Genomic DNA, 17,365 nt, shown 5'->3' with positions numbered 1-17,365 from the left:
ATCCAATCATGAATATCTTCTTCCATGTTAAATACTAAAAAACGATTAGAAGAATTAGAGAAGCATGTAAACAATGTTACTAAAAAACACCTTTAAGTTAAAAAACGGGTATTTAGTACCTAATAATAACTTGGAGGTGTTTTTTCTGTTTTTAAACTGTATAAGATATACATCTTTAGTTAACATAATGTTTCTTTGAATTCATAAAAAAGAGTCCATTAGTTGAAAAAAGCAAATAAGAAATATTATAGTGTTTATCTTCAATTAATAAAATGATTAACCTATAATACAATATAAGAATTGTAGATACAGAACTATTTTAATCGAGGGGCGATAATAAGATGGAAAACTTTTATTTGTTCGTGATTACATGTATATTTCTAATTATTTTACCTGGTTCAGATACTGTTGTCATGACAAAAAATACTCTTACTGTTGGGAAACGGGGAGGTTTTAAAACAATGATTGGGATTTGTTGCGCATTATCTATTCATACATTAACTGCTATTGTAGGGCTTTCGGCGATTGTTGCGAAATCAGCTCTGTTATTTTCTATCTTCAAATATATTGGTGCAGTGTACTTAATTTATTTAGGTATCAAGTCATTATGGACATTGAGAAATCAAGAAACAGCTAAAACAGTTGTCGAAAATAAGTATAAAAATAGGTCTTCTTTTAAACAAGGTTTCCTCACCAATCTACTAAATCCAAAAATAGCTGTTTTTTTCTTAACCTTCCTACCACAGTTTGTGAATCCTGGAAGCCATACTTTTATGCCGTTTCTTATACTGGGAATAACTTATATTGTATTAACTGTCATGTGGTATTTATTTTATATCTATTTACTTAACCAGATTAGTGCTTTTATGAAGAAGCCTAAGATACAAAAGGTTATAGAGGGAATAACAGGGACTATATTAATAGGATTTGGTATAAAACTCGCTCTAGAGAAAGCTCATACTTAGGTAGTTGTAATTTCAACTATTAATAGGGTATATAAAGTGTGTGCTCTATACACCTTTAGTTGCCATAATGAATGTGTTTTATGGTAACTAAAAATACATAACGCATTCTACTAAAAAAGTAACATATAATGGTTTTTAAAATGGTGCAATAAGGTAATTAATATGATTTAAAAAAGTTGTTGTAAAAAACAATTTTTTTAAATCATATTTTTATTTTACCCAAAAATTCTCAATGAAAAGTGGGCTTTTTCTCAATGTAAACTGATTGGCGTCATTTTTGAAAGTTGGTTTTTATTAAATATATTGATGCTGCTTTGACAAGAAGAGAGCAGATACACCAATCAATACCACACCCATAATGGCTGGAGTAGTATGACTAACTATAGAATACAACTGTCCACCAATAATTGGTCCAATAAATCGGGATAGAGATTGAATACTTTGAGCTCCTCCTAATATATGACCTTGTTCGCTGTCACGAACAGATTTTGAAAGCATCCCATTAAATGATGGCCCAAAGATTGAATCACCAAGTCCGAAGAAAATCATCCCAACAATAAAGACTAGATAAAAGGCTGTAAGAGCTGAAATCGCAATAAGGATAAAACCAATAATTTGACTTATCATGCCTAATAGAGCAATTTTTTTATCCGTCAAAGATTTGAGTAGTCGTCGCATAATAATTGCTTGGGAAAAGATGTCCAGTACACCTATTATAGAAAATGTCAGACCAATAAATATAGGCTGCCATGCAAATGTATCTATTGAAAACTGAGAAAAGATAGCTTGTAATGATCCATTAGGAATCCAAGTTAGAAACCCAGCAATTAGCAGCCATTTAACAGATTTAAAGGAAAAAACCTTTGATAATTGTATAAATGGATTAAGATGTCTAACAGAGATACAGGAAGAGCGTCTGGACTTCTCAAGACTCTCAGGCATAAAAAAATAGCCATATATGGCATTAAGCAATGTAATAACCGTGCCAGCATACATAGGAACACTGTTTCCGAAAGTTGCAAGTACACCTCCAATGATAGGGCCCAGAGCAGTGCCAACCCCAACAACAGCACTAATCCAACCAAAGTACTTAGTGCGTTCATTTGAAGGTGTGATATCTGCAAAGTAAGCAAAAATGGCTGAAATTTCGCCACCTGTCAAACCTTCAATGAGACGACCAAGGAAGAGAATCCAAAGTGCACCTCCAAGTCCAAAAATAAAATAACCAAGGGCAGAGCCGATTAGACTAACAATTAATATTGGACGCCGACCATATCTGTCGCTTAACGCACCTAAGACTGGTGCAGCCAAGAAGACAGAAAGAGCATATATAGAGGTAAGCAATGTCACTGCAGTAGCCTGACTGCTAAGCCTACTAGTATAAGTCTTTACTAAAAAAGGTAAAACAGGGCTAACTATAGTCAATCCAAGACCCGTTAAGAAGACAGTGATAAACCCAAACGTTAGGGCATGTTTATTTATTGAAGTATCCATGATCGTTCTCCTTTAAGTTTATTGTTTCCTAGGAAACAAATATAAGTTTACTCCTTTATTATTTCCTCGTCAACAATAAAACAATATAAAAAAACACCACTTACTCAGTGATATTTTTCAGATGATGTCTATATCGACCAATGAAACGAAAAATAGTGTCAAATTCTTCATCGGTCATGTGCCTGAATACTTCTGCATCGCGTTTAAGAAAAGATTGGTGTAATTCTTTATGGATATCATTTATTTTTTGTCCATGGGTTGTTAGTCGAAAATATATTTCCTTTTTATTTTCAACACTTTGATAACTCTCAATCATATTTTTAGCTATTAGCTTCTTGGTAATCTTGCTTATAGCACCTCGAGTCATGTAGCTCGCAGCTGCAAGCTTTGTTACATTTGCATTTGGGATTAGAGCAATATTTTCGATTAATTCTATTTCACTCAACTTATAGTCCTTTAAAGCCAATTCTACTTCCGGTTTATTACGCCAGATTATCTCATTACATAAATCCATAAGTTCACTCATTAACTGCTGTCTTTTATCCATAATAACTCCTCCCTAATTTGTATACAGTATAACGATTTTTTGTTTCTTTCACAACAAAACATGCCCAAGCACTATAGTATTCATTGAGAATACGTAACGAATATTATTATTAATGAGAAGTGAAACTATGTATTTATCGTCAGTTAGAGTAAATACTTAAATCAATTATTTTTATAAAATACTTTACGATCTACTTAACATATTGGATTTTTTGGAAGGTGAGAAGAACAGATTTAAGAATTATAATTCTTTAGATTTGTTACCTTTACTTTTGTTTGAATATATACATATCCTAATCAATATTATCAATTATTTTTTGGATAAATTTTTCGGCTTATTTCCTGTTTGTATAAATTAACTCTATATCAAAATCAAATGCATTGTACGCGAAATGAATAATAAATTACTTGATTTATCTTCGTGTTATAAATATAATATAACTTAAGTACGCGAAAGGAGTACATAAAACTTAGAAGTATAATTTTCTATTTTTCTTTGATTATATTCAATGTATTTCCTCTCTACAAAAGAAAGAGATACAATATAATGAAGTTGCATCTTGAAATAGAGCCTGAATTCTTTAAATTTCTAGAGAATATATGTAGAGAGATTTTAATTAACATCTTTTGAAAACGGTATCATTTTATTTTAAAGAATAAACGCGATGAAACAATTAAGTATTTCCCAAAATACACACATGTCTACACTACCTCATGTTTGAACAAAGGATAAGGCATGCATGGAGGAAGGAAGAAAAAATACATCAGGCTATCATTACACATTCGAGAAGCATGAACAAGAGAAGTGAGCCTTTCTAAATTGGTATGCATGTTAGACAAAAAACTGGATTCCAAGAAGGTTAGGGGAAGAAAGCTAAAGAAATAAGTATATTTTTTACAGCAAAATTATGAAAACGCTTTATTTAAGGGGGAACTACTATGAAAAATGTACGATTACCATCTATGTTAGAGATTATTTGCACATTGGGATTATTTTTAGGCATTGTCTTTTCTTTTACTGTAACTTTTGACTTACCTATACAGCTGGCGTTGTTTATTTCATGGTTCCTTGTCATTTTACTTGGATTACGTTTGGGACACCGATACCAAGAATTACAAGGAGCTATTACCAGTGGCATCTCGAATGGTCTTGAAGCTATATTGATTCTCGTTTCGGTCGGTGCTCTTATTGGAACTTGGATTGCAGGAGGAGTTGTACCAACACTTATTTATTATGGGTTAGAGTTTATCCATCCAAGTATTTTTTTATTAGCCACACTCGTTATTTGCTCACTTACCTCTTTAGCTACAGGCACATCATGGGGAACTGTTGGAACTGCTGGAATTGCTATGATAGCAATCGGAGAGGGACTTGGTATTCCTCTTCCACTTGTAGCTGGTGCTGTTCTTTCCGGTGCATATTTTGGAGATAAGTTATCTCCACTATCTGACAGTACGGTGCTTGCAGCATCAATGTCTAAAGTGGATGTTATTGCACACGTACGTGCCATGTTATATTTAGATATTCCTGCATACGTTATCACGGCTATTCTTTTTACTGTCACAGGGTTTATGTATGGAGGTAAAAATACAGACTTAGAAAAAGTAGAGTTTCTAAAGACTTCATTACTTAAAACCTTTGATATTCATGTTTGGATGCTGATACCTGCCGTATTTGTAATTCTTATGCTTGCATTAAAAAAACCCTCTATGCCTACGATTGTTATGGGGGCCTTCCTTGGAGTGATTTGGGCTTTTGTGTTCCAAGGCATGAATATTGCTGATGCTCTTGGTACTGCTTATGAAGGTTTCTCAATTAATACTGGGATCGACTTCATAGATACTCTCCTAAACCGGGGAGGAATCGAAGGAATGCTGGGGTCAGTGGTCGTAATTATTTTTGGGTTAGGATTTGGAGGATTGTTGGAGCATTTAGGAGTATTAAAAGTAATTGTTTCTAAGTTTCAACATCGCCTAACATCAGCAGGGAACGTGACCTTATCTACTTTAATCGTTGCTTTTTTAGCAAATGTATTTGGTTGTGCTATGTACGTTTCATTAATTTTAACTCCTAAAATTATGGCAGAAAGCTATGATAAATTACACATTGACCGAAGAGTATTGGCTCGAAATTCTGAAGTGGGTGGGACATTAACATCTGGGATGATTCCCTGGTCTGATAATGGAATTTTTATGGCGGGAATTTTAGGTATCTCTACCTTCTCCTACGTTCCATTCATGTGGTTAAGCTTTGTTTCCATCGCACTTGCTATTATTTATGGCTATACAGGGAAATTTATTTGGTATATTAAAGGTAATAGTTCTGATGCTAAGAAAATCTCTTAGAAACCTAGAGGTTTTATTCCCTTGAGGCGTTAGCTTCATGAGCTAGCGCAATAGCCCATCAAAGGCTCTTTAAATTGTAGATGGAATTAATACGTAAGCTGTTCAGAGAATTCCATAAAGATTTATCTAAAATTAAATATATAATTTTTTATTTATATGGGATTTCACTTCTGAAACAATAAATTTATATTTAGAAGACACTCAATAGAGGGTGTCTTTTTTGTCGTTATGTGAAAAATTAATTTATAGTGATTTTATAGAGCATCATAACAAGTTTACCTTTTAGTTTTAACGCACATGTCGTTTTTTGAAGAACAGACGAACTTTTGTACACCTTTTTTTTAATCAATTTGGTATTAATTAGGTAGTTATATTTTTTTATCTAATTGAAGACATATGAAAAATATCTAAAAGGAATATAGGGTAGTAACCACGCATATTACATGTTAATCTATGTTTCACTTCATCTATCAACCTTGCATAAAAAGAGTGCAAAAGAGAATACTGTTTGCAAAAGAGAAAAGATAAAGGGGTTGACGTTTTATGGAAAATAATGCACTTAATGAAATGGACCGAGTGGATTCAAATTTACATGATGAAATGTTGGCTGAACAGTTTTTGGATCGGGTGATGAATGACTTCAAAAGAAGTAAGATTCTTGAGGAAATTGATCAATCCTTAAAGAATAAAGATTTTTACGTTTAACAGAGAAACTTAAATCCATAGCTTGATCAAGGAGATATTTTTATATTAGAAGAAACTCATAAAAAAACCTTTACTGTTTTTTAGTAAAGGTTTTTTCTTATAAAGAATTAAGCTACATGATCACTTTTAAATATTTAACTAAGACTTATTACAAGGAAAGCAGTTGTGAATTTGAATGCTTTTTTTGCATTTTTAGGACTTATTTAAGTTAAAAATCATATACGAGATAAAATATCAGCGAATTGTAATACAGCATCCTTTATATGTTCTTTCTCTAATCGAGCATACGTAAAACGGACATATCCATCTGGAAAGCCATATACACTTCCAGGCATAAATAAAATATATTTTTTATGCCTTCCCCTACAAGCTTTTCATCGCTAATTTTCCGATTTATTTTGCACCAAATATGAAGTCCGCCATTCGGAGCAATAAAGTTAACTTTCTCACCCAAGATTTCATGTAACGCAGAAATCATTGCATTTCTTCTATCCAGTAATTCGTGGGTGAGAGCCTTACGGTGAGTTGTATAATCAGCTGATTGTAAAAATTTATTTGCTATTAACTGAGGGAAGATACTTAGTCCAAAATCCATTTGTTGACGGGCATCTGCTAAGCGACTAATAACCGATTGTGGACCAATTAGCCAACCGATTCGCAGACTAGAAGCAACCACTTTAGAAAGAGAACCAATATATAATACATTACCATTGTGATCGAAAGATTTAATGGGAGAATGTTTTTCTTCTTTGAAGGAGAGCAAACCAAACGGATCATCTTCTACAATTGGAATTCCTAATCTTTCCGCAATCTCTATTACTTCTTTTCGACGCGTGTTAATGAGTACAGTTCCAGTTGGATTCTGATATGTTGGATTTAGAAAAACCATACGAATTTGATGTTTATGATATAAATCTTCTATATCCTGAGGATTAATTCCATTAGAACCAACAGGTAAGCCAAATATACGTAGCCCAGCTGATTGAAATAATGGAAGTGAATAACAGTAAGAAGGAGATTCGATAGCAACAGCGTCACCAGGACTTAGTAAACATTGGGTAATGAGATACAAAGCCTGTTGAGCACCTGATGTGATAAGAATAGAAGAACTAGTAGTCTTGATATTGTAATTAGTCTTAACATAAGCAGATAATGTCTCACGTAGGCCCAAGTGCCCTTGTGGATGCTCATAACTTAAATCATTGGGAAAGGATTCATCAACTAGAGAAGATTGCAGTAATTGAGAGGGGAATAAATCAGACGATAATTCACCACTTGCTAAATCAAATCCATTTTCTAGCTGTTTTGCTGCTTCACGGATACGTTTAATTAAGGGATATGTAGGTAAAAATGTACTTCCTTCTACATATCTTCTCCAGTTTGTAGATCTTTTAGATAAAACCCCCCATTTATGGGTGCTGACACGTGTACCACTCCCACGTTTTCTTTCCACTAAACCAACTGCATTCAATTTATCATAGACATGCACAATGGTCATGCGATTAACATTTAATTGTTCAGCTAATTTACGTTCCGACGGTAACAAGGTTCCTGGTGGAAATTCACCATAAGAAATCTTTTGTTCAATGAAATCAAAGACTTGTTGATACAAAGGCTTATTTGATTGACGATCTACTTTCCACTCCATTTTTATTCACCTCATGTTAATAATTAATTCAGATTATATTTTTTTAAATTGGATTAGTCAATATATATCCAATTGGATGCATACAAAAAACCTCTTTTTATTTATCATCATATTTAAGATTTATATTAAATGGATTTATTAGAAAGAGGAGGATTTATCATGACTACACACCAACATAATGTGCGAGTAGCTGTTATTCAAGCTGCTTCAGTTATTATGGATCGAGAAGCAAGTACAGAAAAAGCTATTTCATTAACTCTAGAAGCAGGAGAAAAGGGCGCTAATATCGTGGTATTTCCTGAAGCTTTTATCCCAGCTTATCCAAGGGGACTAGCATTTGGAGCTACAGTTGGAAGTCGTTCTGCAGAAGGAAGAAAAGATTGGCTTCGCTATTGGGAAAATTCGGTTCCAGTTCCTAGCGAAACTACAGATAAATTAGGAGAGGCGGCACGTAAAGCCGGTGTTTATCTCGTCATTGGTATAATTGAAAGAGATAACGAATTTAGTGGTGGGACTCTCTATTGTTCAGTACTATTCTTTGGACCAGATGGAACATTACTTGGCAAACATCGTAAATTAAAACCTACAGGTTCAGAAAGATTAATCTGGGGAGAGGGAGATGGAAGTACACTTCCTGTTTTTGATACACCTTATGGAAAGATAGGAGCATTAATTTGTTGGGAGAATTACATGCCACTAGCAAGGGCAGCGATGTATGCAAAAGGAGTTCAGATTTATATTGCTCCTACAGCAGATTCTCGAGATGTATGGCAATCAACAATTCGTCATATTGCAGTAGAAGGAAGATGTTTTGTTTTATCTTGTAATCAATATGTAAATAAAGATATGTATCCCACTGATTTGGCATGCTATGACGATCTAGCCTCTTCTCCTGATGAAATGTGTCCAGGGGGAAGCGCTATTGTTGGTCCTTTAGGTGAGTATATCAAGGAGCCAGTTTTCGGGAAAGAGGAATTGTTACTTACAGATCTTGATTTACGTGAGATTGCCTACAGTCAGTTTGATTTTGATGTAGTAGGACACTACTCCAGACCTGATGTATTTCAACTTGTAGTAAACGAGGAGAAGAAAGAAAACGTAAAGTGGAATAACTAACAATACTTCAAAGTAATACTATTTAAACGTTTAATATTAAATCAAAGAACAGGATTTCGGCAGTCTGTTCTTTGATTTTTTTCTAATTATAATGCTAAATTACAAGCTTATAATGTGTATGAAAATTGGATGGGGAAATTAACTCATAATTGGATGGTTCTTTTTCTTTTATATTATTTATCATAAAAGTAAGGCTTATAAATTTTGATTCTTTCTTTAGGAATTAGATTTTAAAAATCTAATTTAAATGGACAATACTATATGGTAAAGAATCATAACGCAACGTGGAGATGATAGAAAATGACTTGGATCGTAATACTGGGAATAATCGTGGTTAGTGCTTTAAAATTATTAATAACAACAATGCCAACCCCAGTGGTTAAATGGTTTCTAGGAAAATTCGAGCTACATTCTAAATTGGATGCTGCTCATACGAAGATTGAAAAAAATGGGGAAATATTAGAGGGTGAAGAAAAACAAAAATTTATTTCTGCTTTTAATCAGGCTACTTTTTTAGAGAAGTATTATGTGCATTCAGGAAACGAGCATTATTTTCTAACCCCCGAAACAGATGAAATTCCTTACATTATTCATTCTAAGATAGGAAAACACGATTTCAAGCTGTCTGTATATATTTATAAAGATTATGTAGATGTAATAAAACAATATAAAAAGAAAGTACAAGCTTACACGGTGTTGTCAGATACCCTTTCAAACACTCATCATATAAATTAAAAGTAAAATAAACAGTTAGGAATTTCTAACTGTTTATTTTTATTCTCTTTTAAAATTAAATAACGCAAGGATTTTTATAACCTTGTGATCTCTAACGTTCAAGAATTTATTAATTGAGAAGAAAAATGTCTAACCTCCTAGTTTAAAAAGCCCACTTCTGTTGAGAAAACAAATGCTAGATTTTCTCCTCTATAACGAAGGATTAAATAGAAATAACACCTAGAATCAGGGATGCAATTATCATAACTACCGTTGTTCCAAAAGCCCACTTCATTAGAAAGCGTTGCAAATCAATAAATTCTATCTCTACCATACGCATTAATAAGTGTGCTGCAGCTATTAAAGGACTTATTATATGTACAGGTTGTCCTAAAATAGAAGCACGTCCTATTTCAGCAGCGCTGATTCCATAGGCTTCCGCAGCTTGGGCAATAATAGGAAGTACACCAAAATAAAAGGCATTATTGGACATAACAAAAGTTAGTGGAGCACTTAAAAGTGCCACTATGACAGGTAGATAGGGCCCTAGTACATCTGGAATAATCGCTACTAGCGTTTTGGCCATTGCATCAATCATATGTGTTCCTGACATGATTCCTATGAAGATACCGGCTGCAATAATAATAGAAACTACAGCTACAGCATTAGCTGCATGCGAAGAGATTCGTTTTTGTTGGTCTTTTATATTAGGATAATTAACCAATAATGCTATGGCGAAAGCAACCATAAATAAAATCATTAAAGGAATAAAGTCCATAATTAAGCAAACTAAAAGAACTAACGTTAAAACAAAATTGAACCATAATAGCTTAGGTCTTCGGTATTCTGGTAGTTCTGTGCTTTGGACTATTTCAGAAGCACTTGCTAGCTCTTTAAAGGTATCCTGAAAATCTATAACTCCTAAACGTTTGCGTTCTCTTCTCCCAAAGATAAAAGAGACAAATAGTACCCATAGTAGTCCAATTCCCATTACAGGAATTAACGGAAAAAATAATTCGGAAGAGGTGAGTCCTAAGGAACTCATGGCCATCGCTGAAGCTCCACCCCAAGGAGTCATATTCATTACACCCATTGATAACATGGCAATACCCGCAAGTATTAGAGGATTCATTTTTAGTTTTTTATATAAGGGAAGCAACGCAGAGGCTGTTATCATATAAGTCGTTGTTCCATCTCCATCTAATGCAACCATCATAGATAGTACGGCTGTGCCTACAACTATTTTCAACGGGTCCCCTTTTACTACCTTCAAAATGAAGGCGATAAGAGGGTCAAACAATCCTGTATCAATCATAAGTCCAAAATATAGAATGGCAAATAGGATCATGATAGATGTAGGGGCTACATCTTTTACTCCATCTAACATCATAGGACCTATACCTTTAGCAAAACCACCTATTATTCCAAATATGATGGGAATGAGCATAAAGGCTACCATTGGCGTAAGTTTTTTTGACATAATTAGATACATAAACGTTGTAATCATTGCAAACCCTAGTAAAGATAGCATAAATCGAGTCCTCCTTATAATTTGTTAGCGATTCCAAAAATACTTTGAATTAGACGGTTTACTTTTTTTCTCAAAAAGTGAATATCCACTAAATAAGAAAAGAACTGCATTTGACCAAAATACAGGGAAAAAACCAAGTAAAGATCCAACGGAGCCAAATATAATTGGGACTAAAAACTGCACTGATTTATTTATGGTAAGTCGAATTCCTAAAACTTCACCAGTACGTCCCTCAGGAGAATGACTATACGCCATTACTATAGACAAAGGTTGACAACATCCTAACCCTAACCCCATTACAAATGAGATGACAATGAGTAAAAACGGACTATCAAACAAAGGAATTAAAAAGAAAGCAATGGCTGATACAGAAAGGCATCCTCCAAGTATTACTTCTCCCTTAAATTTTGTTAATAAAGGGTTCATTAATAACCTTGAAAGAATATAAGCAATGGCATTACAGCTAATGATAGTACCAATCATAGAAGCTGAAAGATTGATGCTTTTTGCATATATAGGAAAGTAAAATTCATAGATTCCTACACCAGTTAAAATAACTCCACTTGTTATAAATGTCTTTCTTAATGAAGGGGCAACCAACAATTTTATAAAATTACTTTGCTGTCTCTCCTGATACATAATAGGGCTAGGTATTTTAATCCTTTTGGAAACAAAGAAAAGGCTTGGAATAATAGATATAACAGCTAGAAGTAAGTATGTTTGATTAAAATGAAGGTGATCAATAGAAACTCCCGTTATTAAAGGGCCTAAAAAATTAGAAATTGCAACACCAAGACTATGAGTAGAAAAATAAAACGAACGGTTTTCTGCAGTACTTAAAGCGCCTATTAAGTTTTGCATCGTAACAATAGTGAAGATTTGGCATAAGCCAAATAAAGATTGAGAAATGATTAAAATAAATAATTGACCTGGAAAGAGATAAGGAAGCAAAAGAGCTATACAAGTCCCTATCATCCCACCTGTCAAAGGAAAACGAAACCCTATACGATCAGAAATTCTCCCTGCATACGCTGCAAATAACATTGGAAATAGAGAGGTTGTAGCGACAATCATACTTAAATAAAATGCACTTGCGTTTAAATCTATTGCATACAAAGTTACCAGAATGGTATTTCCCCGAACGCTGGTTTGATAAATAAGAAATAAAGCAACGAGGATATATAGAAGCATATATTCACTTCCTCTTTATATAAAAAGAGTGAGAAAAAATATTTTTATAGCAAACTCAAACATTCTTTTTATACATAATAATTTTTATAGCGTCTTGTTTACTTTATTTAAGATCATAAAAGTAGCAGTACCGGTAGCGACTAACTGATCATGCTCGTTTAAAATATCTGCTTTACCTACTAGTAACGTTTTTCCTTTATGTAATAAACAAGACTTAGCTGTAATTGTTTTCCCATTTAATGGTTTTAGGTAGTTGATTTTTAGTTCTACTGTTGTAGAGTATTGGTTTTCATTTAGAACTGGATGTACAGCATTTCCAATGGACATATCAACAAGAGAAGCAATTACGCCTCCATGTACGTTACCACTAAAGTTTAAAAGGTCAGGAAATATCTCAATTCTTACTTCAAAAACACCATCTCTTGATTTAAAATCTTTTAGTCCTAGATATCTTCGAAAAGGATTCATTCTGTTATTGTGTTCCATTATTAATCAACTCACTTTGAAAATAAATTATTGAATCTTGTACTAATAAGGTAATTTAACAATTTTCTCAAGGGATTTGCCGTTTCATTAGAAGAGCAAATCTCTTGAGGGTTATTATCTTTGATTTATAGGAGTATATTCTGTTTTCAGTAATCCAACATAACTAGCACGCGGACGAATTAAACGATTGTTATCATATTGTTCTAAGATATGGGCTATCCATCCTGAAGTACGGCTTATTGCAAAAATAGGTGTGAATAAATATTTTGGAATGTCCAAGCTGTGGTATACGGAAGCCGAATAAAAATCCACATTAGGTAATAAGCCTTTTTCGCTTTTTATAATATCTTCTATTCTAGTTGATATATCATAAAGATTCCTTTGACCCATCAATTCAGTCAATTCTTTTGCCATTACTTTGAGATGTTTTGCTCGAGGATCCCCTGTTTTATAGACACGATGCCCAAAGCCCATTATCTTCTTATTAGTAAATAGTGCCTCAGAGATGTATGTTTCAACATTCTCAATATCGTTTATTTCTTCAAGCATTCTCATTACTGCCTCGTTAGCTCCACCGTGAAGGGGGCCACTTAAAGTTCCAATAGCTGACACAACTCCTGCATAAATATCTGCAAGAGTAGCTACTGTAACTCTTGCAGAAAAGGTAGATGCATTTAATTCATGATCAGCATGCAAAATTAAAGCCTTATCTAAGGATTCTACAGCTATTTGGTGAGGCTCTTTACCTTTTAACATATACAAAAAATTTTGTGAAAAGGTATATTCTGATTTAGGAAAAAGTATTTTTTCTCCCTCACTAATTCTTTGAATAGCTGCTACAATTGTAGAAATTTTTGATTGTATTTTTAAAGCTTTATCATAATTTGCTTCTCTAGACATATCTCTTGTAAAAGTATCAAATAGGGATAGTGCAGATACTATTGTTCTAAGCTTATCCATAGGGTGGACATCGTGTGGTAAAGACCTTAATAAATTAGTAATTGGTTCAGGTAACGTTCCATATTGTACTAGCTTTTGTTTTAAGTCCTCTAATTCTTCTTGGGTAGGTAATCTACCATTCCAAAGTAAAAAAATAACTTCTTCATAAATAGAGTTCGTTGCTAAATCATCAATATTAATTCCTCGATAAGTTAATGTGTCATCAATAATCGAACTAATAGCTGATTGTGTAACTTCAATTCCTTCAAGTCCAGTGACGCTCATTTTCATTCCTCCACTCCCCAATAATTTAAACGCCTACACACATATACACTTCTCCCGGAATGTCAGCGTTTACATTTTGTAACAAAAAATAATAGTTAATATATTTTATTGTTACGCAACTTCTTCCGATAATCGTATAAACATTCCGATTATCGAAATGCTAACATATTTTTTAAGAATTTTCAATATTTTATTTTGGCATAATACAAATTTATGAAGGTATATTTGCAACATTAAAAATTTTTATGCTGAATACTATATTTCAATAAAAAGATTCGCTAAACTAAAGTTAGGAGTTAAATTTAAACTTTAAAGCTACAAACTTGAAAGGAGTTTTTTTATGGCGGATAAATCTACTTCTCAGACTTTGCGAAGAGGATTATTAATTTTAGACCTTTTTCACACACACAGTAGTCAACTTACTGTAAAAGAAATAACAGCCAAACTAAATATCTCATCAACAATAACATTTCGTTTAGTTAATACACTGATTGAATGCGGTTATCTAACGAAAGATTCTTCTACAGGTAAAATAAGGTTAGGACTAAACTCTTATAAGTTAGGGATTTACGCAGATCCAATCCCGCAACTTCGAGAAACAGCAATGCCGTTTCTCGAACATATAGCTCAACTTACGAGAGAGACAGTTAGCCTAAATGTGATAGATCCGATAACTTTAGAAGGTGTATGTGTAGCATCAATTGAAAGTCCTCATGATGTCAAGTTCTCACGTCCAGTAGGATTAAGTAGACCTATCCATAAAGGTGCATCAAGAAAAGTATTGCTGGCATTTATGGATCCAACACAACAAGAACTTGTATTTCAAAAGATCCCTTCTGAGGAGAATATAGATATTGAAGTCTTGAAAAGGGATTTGGAAAATATCAGAATCCAAGGGTTCTCTCATACAGAAGGTGAAGTAAATGAAGGAGCACTTAACGTGGCAGCACCTATCTTGTCAAACCAAGGTTTAATTCTTGCTGGATTATCTATACACTGTCCTACTTACCGTAAAAAAGATGACACTGTAGAGTATTTTGCAACACTTGCTAAAGAAGCCTCTTTGAAAATCAGTAACATTATGGAGAATGTAAAAGAAAATATCACACTTTAATTCCTCTTACATTCTCCTTCGGTTTTACCATCTGTATTTTATATTTCACATATTTCAAAATAAAAGCTGTTTGTCTTTTGACAAACAGCTTTTTGCTTGAGTTCAAAACTTTAAACGTTACAATAATGCAGAATTGTCTAAATTTTTTGTTGAATAATTTTAAAAAGCATGATAGAATTTCGATTATCGGATAAATAAACCGATTATCGGATTAAAATTATGTAAGCGTATATCTTTTTTAAATTCAGGAGGGGTATTATGAAAAAAGCATTGGAAGATATAGTTGTTTTAGATTTGGGTCAAATTTACAATGGACCGTATTGTTCACTTATGCTCGCTTATCAAGGGGCCAAAGTCATTAAGGTTGAGCCAATTAAAGGGGAGAATCTTAGGGTTAGAAGAAAAGGAGACTGTCATGAATTATTAATGCTAAATTCCAATAAACTTGGCGTTTCTCTTGATCTTAAATCTCCGGAAGGAAAAGAAGTCTTTATTGAACTAGTCAAAAAAGCTGATGTACTTGTTGAAAACTTTTCTTTAGGAGCTATGGAAAGACTTGGATTAGGTTATGATTTTTTAAGCCAAATAAATCCAAAACTTATTTATGCTTCAGGAAAAGGTTATGGCTTGACTGGTCCGTATGCTGACAGACCAGCTATGGATTTAACAATTCAAGCAATGGGTGGGGTTATGGCTACTACTGGCTTTGCTGATAAACCCCCTGTAAAAGCTGGTCCTGCTCTATGTGATTTCCTTGGGGGAATTCACTTATTTGGAGGTATTACTACTGCTCTGTATCATCGAGAAAAAACTGGAAAAGGGCAATTAGTTGAAGTTTCTATGCATGATGCAATTTATCCTACTCTAGCATCTGCATTAGGCGCTTATTATAGCCAAGGAGGTAAAGTATCAGAGAGAACTGGAAATCAACATAGTGGAATGGCAACAGCTCCTTATAATGTATATCCAACTGAAGATGGTTACATAGCTATCCTTTGTGTAGCAGATAGACAATGGAAATCGTTATTAAAAGTTATGGGAAGGGAAGATTTACTCGAAGATAGTCGCTTTCAAACAAACGTAGACCGTTCAGCTAATACTTATATTGTAGATGAAATTGTAACCAGTTGGACTTCTGAAAAGAAAAAATTGGACATTGCAGATGCTCTAATAGAAGCCAATGTTCCCCATGCACCCGTCAATACAATTGCAGAAGTGGCAGACGATCCTCACTTAAAATACAGAGAAATGATTCGAGAAATCGAACATCCAAAAGAAGGAAAAATTAAGGTTCCAGGTTCACCAATACGATTATCTGATTCTCCTTTAAAAGAAGTTTTTGCTGCTCCTATGATAGGAGAACATACAGATCAAGTTCTCCACGAGTTAATAGGGTTAACAAGTGAGGAACTTCAAATTTTACGTGATAAAAATATTATTCGTTCAAAAGAACAGGTAACACAAAAAAACTAAATATACCAGTCAACAAGGGGGAGTACAAGTGGAGCAAACAATTTTGACAAGTATTCAAAACCATGTACAAATTATTACACTAAATCGTCCGGATAAGAAAAATGCTTTTGATAGTCAAATGATTGAAGAATGGGTAGCTGCGCTGGAAGATGCAGAAAAAAATGATGATGTACATGTCATTGTTGTGACGGGATCTGGGAATGCTTTTTGCGCAGGTGGAGATGTAGGTGGTATGAAACAAGATCAAAAACCACTAGATAATAAAAATAAACTTTGGAAAAACATTCATCGTATCCCGTTAGCGCTTAAAAAAATTGATAAACCAGTCATTGCTGCAATCAATGGTCCTGCTGTAGGGGCAGGTTTAGATATGGCTCTGATGTGCGATATACGCACTATGATTGATGAATCAAAGGTAAGCGAGGGCTATGTAAAGGTAGGTCTTGTACCAGGTGATGGAGGCGCTTTCTTTCTTCCTCCAATTGTAGGTGAAGCCAAAGCTTTCGAATTACTATGGACGGGAAACTTTATCAGTTCAAAGGAAGCGCTATCACTAGGAATGGTTAATCATGTATATACAAAAGAAGAGTTTATGAAGAAAACAATGGATTTAGCTGAGCAAATCGCATCCGGTCCGCAAATTGCCATAAGAATGACGAAAAGAGCTGTTCGTTACTCTAGAACAATGGAATTAGAGCCAGCACTCGATTTGATTTCTTCTCACTACGCCATTATTAAAGAGACCGAAGATCATAAAGAGGGAGTCACAGCTTTTAAGGAAAAAAGAAAAGCAAAATTTACAGGAAAGTAAA

15 protein-coding genes are annotated in these 17,365 nt (G+C 33.8%); 8 read left to right on the top strand and 7 right to left on the bottom strand.

The features are described 5' to 3' along the window. The first annotated feature begins 341 nt into the window (after positions 1–341). Complete coding sequence (locus tag N178_RS00780) at positions 342–965, top strand: LysE family translocator (RefSeq protein WP_045289659.1); 624 nt, start codon at positions 342–344, stop codon at positions 963–965. A gap of 294 nt (positions 966–1,259) precedes the next feature. On the opposite strand, the gene N178_RS00775 is transcribed toward N178_RS00780, so the two are convergent. Then, entirely contained in the window at positions 1,260–2,459 is a 1,200-nt protein-coding gene (locus tag N178_RS00775; protein ID WP_045289656.1) for a tetracycline resistance MFS efflux pump, read from the bottom strand. 100 nt (positions 2,460–2,559) lie between these two features. Then, on the bottom strand, positions 2,560–3,006 hold the full coding sequence (locus tag N178_RS00770; RefSeq protein ID WP_045289654.1) for a MarR family transcriptional regulator: 447 nt from the start codon (positions 3,004–3,006) through the stop codon (positions 2,560–2,562). A gap of 938 nt (positions 3,007–3,944) precedes the next feature. Between N178_RS00770 and nhaC the strand changes: the two genes are divergently transcribed. Together nhaC and N178_RS00760 are read left to right on the top strand one after the other, a co-directional pair. Continuing rightward, entirely contained in the window at positions 3,945–5,351 is a 1,407-nt protein-coding gene (gene nhaC, locus N178_RS00765; protein ID WP_045289653.1) for a Na+/H+ antiporter NhaC, read from the top strand. Between the two features lie 543 nt (positions 5,352–5,894). Further along, positions 5,895–6,056, top strand: coding sequence for an IDEAL domain-containing protein (locus N178_RS00760; protein ID WP_237758360.1), 162 nt, complete (start codon positions 5,895–5,897; stop codon positions 6,054–6,056). Between the two features lie 274 nt (positions 6,057–6,330). Here N178_RS00760 and N178_RS00755 read toward each other — a convergent pair whose 3' ends face one another. Beyond that, a complete protein-coding gene (locus N178_RS00755; RefSeq protein WP_237758359.1) occupies positions 6,331–7,704 on the bottom strand; it encodes an aminotransferase-like domain-containing protein in 1,374 nt (457 codons plus the stop codon). A 159-nt stretch (positions 7,705–7,863) separates the two neighbouring features. Between N178_RS00755 and N178_RS00750 the strand changes: the two genes are divergently transcribed. Next, positions 7,864–8,820: a carbon-nitrogen hydrolase family protein gene (locus N178_RS00750; protein WP_045289650.1), complete on the top strand. Its 957-nt coding sequence runs from the start codon at positions 7,864–7,866 to the stop codon at positions 8,818–8,820. A gap of 300 nt (positions 8,821–9,120) precedes the next feature. Further along, positions 9,121–9,555 (top strand): YfmQ family protein, encoded by a 435-nt coding sequence (locus N178_RS00745; RefSeq protein ID WP_045289647.1) that lies wholly within the window; start codon positions 9,121–9,123, stop codon positions 9,553–9,555. A gap of 202 nt (positions 9,556–9,757) precedes the next feature. Here the strand turns inward: N178_RS00745 and N178_RS00740 are convergent, their stop codons facing one another. The 4 genes from N178_RS00740 to N178_RS00725 all read right to left on the bottom strand — a co-directional run bounded on the left by N178_RS00740 (position 9,758) and on the right by N178_RS00725 (position 13,966). Further along, on the bottom strand, positions 9,758–11,065 hold the full coding sequence (locus N178_RS00740) for a CitMHS family transporter (protein WP_045289645.1): 1,308 nt from the start codon (positions 11,063–11,065) through the stop codon (positions 9,758–9,760). Between the two features lie 24 nt (positions 11,066–11,089). Further along, on the bottom strand, positions 11,090–12,256 hold the full coding sequence (locus N178_RS00735; protein ID WP_045289643.1) for an MFS transporter: 1,167 nt from the start codon (positions 12,254–12,256) through the stop codon (positions 11,090–11,092). 84 nt (positions 12,257–12,340) lie between these two features. After that, positions 12,341–12,742 (bottom strand): PaaI family thioesterase, encoded by a 402-nt coding sequence (locus tag N178_RS00730; RefSeq protein ID WP_045289642.1) that lies wholly within the window; start codon positions 12,740–12,742, stop codon positions 12,341–12,343. 114 nt (positions 12,743–12,856) lie between these two features. After that, positions 12,857–13,966 carry a citrate/2-methylcitrate synthase gene (locus N178_RS00725; protein WP_045289640.1) on the bottom strand — a complete coding sequence of 370 codons (1,110 nt, stop codon included), beginning with the start codon at positions 13,964–13,966 and terminating at the stop codon, positions 12,857–12,859. Between the two features lie 340 nt (positions 13,967–14,306). Here N178_RS00725 and N178_RS00720 point away from each other — a divergent pair, with 340 nt between their 5' ends. The 3 genes from N178_RS00720 (at position 14,307) to N178_RS00710 (ending at position 17,364) form a co-directional block, all read left to right on the top strand. Beyond that, positions 14,307–15,080: an IclR family transcriptional regulator gene (locus tag N178_RS00720; RefSeq protein ID WP_045289638.1), complete on the top strand. Its 774-nt coding sequence runs from the start codon at positions 14,307–14,309 to the stop codon at positions 15,078–15,080. A 258-nt stretch (positions 15,081–15,338) separates the two neighbouring features. Continuing rightward, on the top strand, positions 15,339–16,553 hold the full coding sequence (locus N178_RS00715; protein ID WP_045289636.1) for a CaiB/BaiF CoA transferase family protein: 1,215 nt from the start codon (positions 15,339–15,341) through the stop codon (positions 16,551–16,553). 28 nt (positions 16,554–16,581) lie between these two features. Then, on the top strand, positions 16,582–17,364 hold the full coding sequence (locus N178_RS00710) for an enoyl-CoA hydratase/isomerase family protein (RefSeq protein WP_045289634.1): 783 nt from the start codon (positions 16,582–16,584) through the stop codon (positions 17,362–17,364). Position 17,365 lies beyond the last annotated feature (1 nt).

The sequence above is a fragment of the Priestia aryabhattai B8W22 genome (assembly GCF_000956595.1).
In the GTDB taxonomy this organism is placed as follows: domain Bacteria; phylum Bacillota; class Bacilli; order Bacillales; family Bacillaceae_H; genus Priestia; species Priestia aryabhattai.
This window is presented reverse-complemented; position numbering and strand designations above follow the sequence as displayed.

Excerpts from the sequence above, each read along its gene's own strand:
- N178_RS00780 (WP_045289659.1), top strand. The coding sequence starts at position 342 with ATGGAAAACTTTTATTTGTTCGTGATTACATGTATATTTCTAATTATT.
- N178_RS00775 (WP_045289656.1), bottom strand. The coding sequence starts at position 2,459 with ATGGATACTTCAATAAATAAACATGCCCTAACGTTTGGGTTTATCACT.
- N178_RS00770 (WP_045289654.1), bottom strand. The coding sequence starts at position 3,006 with ATGGATAAAAGACAGCAGTTAATGAGTGAACTTATGGATTTATGTAAT.
- nhaC (WP_045289653.1), top strand. The coding sequence starts at position 3,945 with ATGAAAAATGTACGATTACCATCTATGTTAGAGATTATTTGCACATTG.
- N178_RS00760 (WP_237758360.1), top strand. The coding sequence starts at position 5,895 with ATGGAAAATAATGCACTTAATGAAATGGACCGAGTGGATTCAAATTTA.
- N178_RS00755 (WP_237758359.1), bottom strand. The coding sequence starts at position 7,704 with ATGGAGTGGAAAGTAGATCGTCAATCAAATAAGCCTTTGTATCAACAA.
- N178_RS00750 (WP_045289650.1), top strand. The coding sequence starts at position 7,864 with ATGACTACACACCAACATAATGTGCGAGTAGCTGTTATTCAAGCTGCT.
- N178_RS00745 (WP_045289647.1), top strand. The coding sequence starts at position 9,121 with ATGACTTGGATCGTAATACTGGGAATAATCGTGGTTAGTGCTTTAAAA.
- N178_RS00740 (WP_045289645.1), bottom strand. The coding sequence starts at position 11,065 with ATGCTATCTTTACTAGGGTTTGCAATGATTACAACGTTTATGTATCTA.
- N178_RS00735 (WP_045289643.1), bottom strand. The coding sequence starts at position 12,256 with ATGCTTCTATATATCCTCGTTGCTTTATTTCTTATTTATCAAACCAGC.
- N178_RS00730 (WP_045289642.1), bottom strand. The coding sequence starts at position 12,742 with ATGGAACACAATAACAGAATGAATCCTTTTCGAAGATATCTAGGACTA.
- N178_RS00725 (WP_045289640.1), bottom strand. The coding sequence starts at position 13,966 with ATGAGCGTCACTGGACTTGAAGGAATTGAAGTTACACAATCAGCTATT.
- N178_RS00720 (WP_045289638.1), top strand. The coding sequence starts at position 14,307 with ATGGCGGATAAATCTACTTCTCAGACTTTGCGAAGAGGATTATTAATT.
- N178_RS00715 (WP_045289636.1), top strand. The coding sequence starts at position 15,339 with ATGAAAAAAGCATTGGAAGATATAGTTGTTTTAGATTTGGGTCAAATT.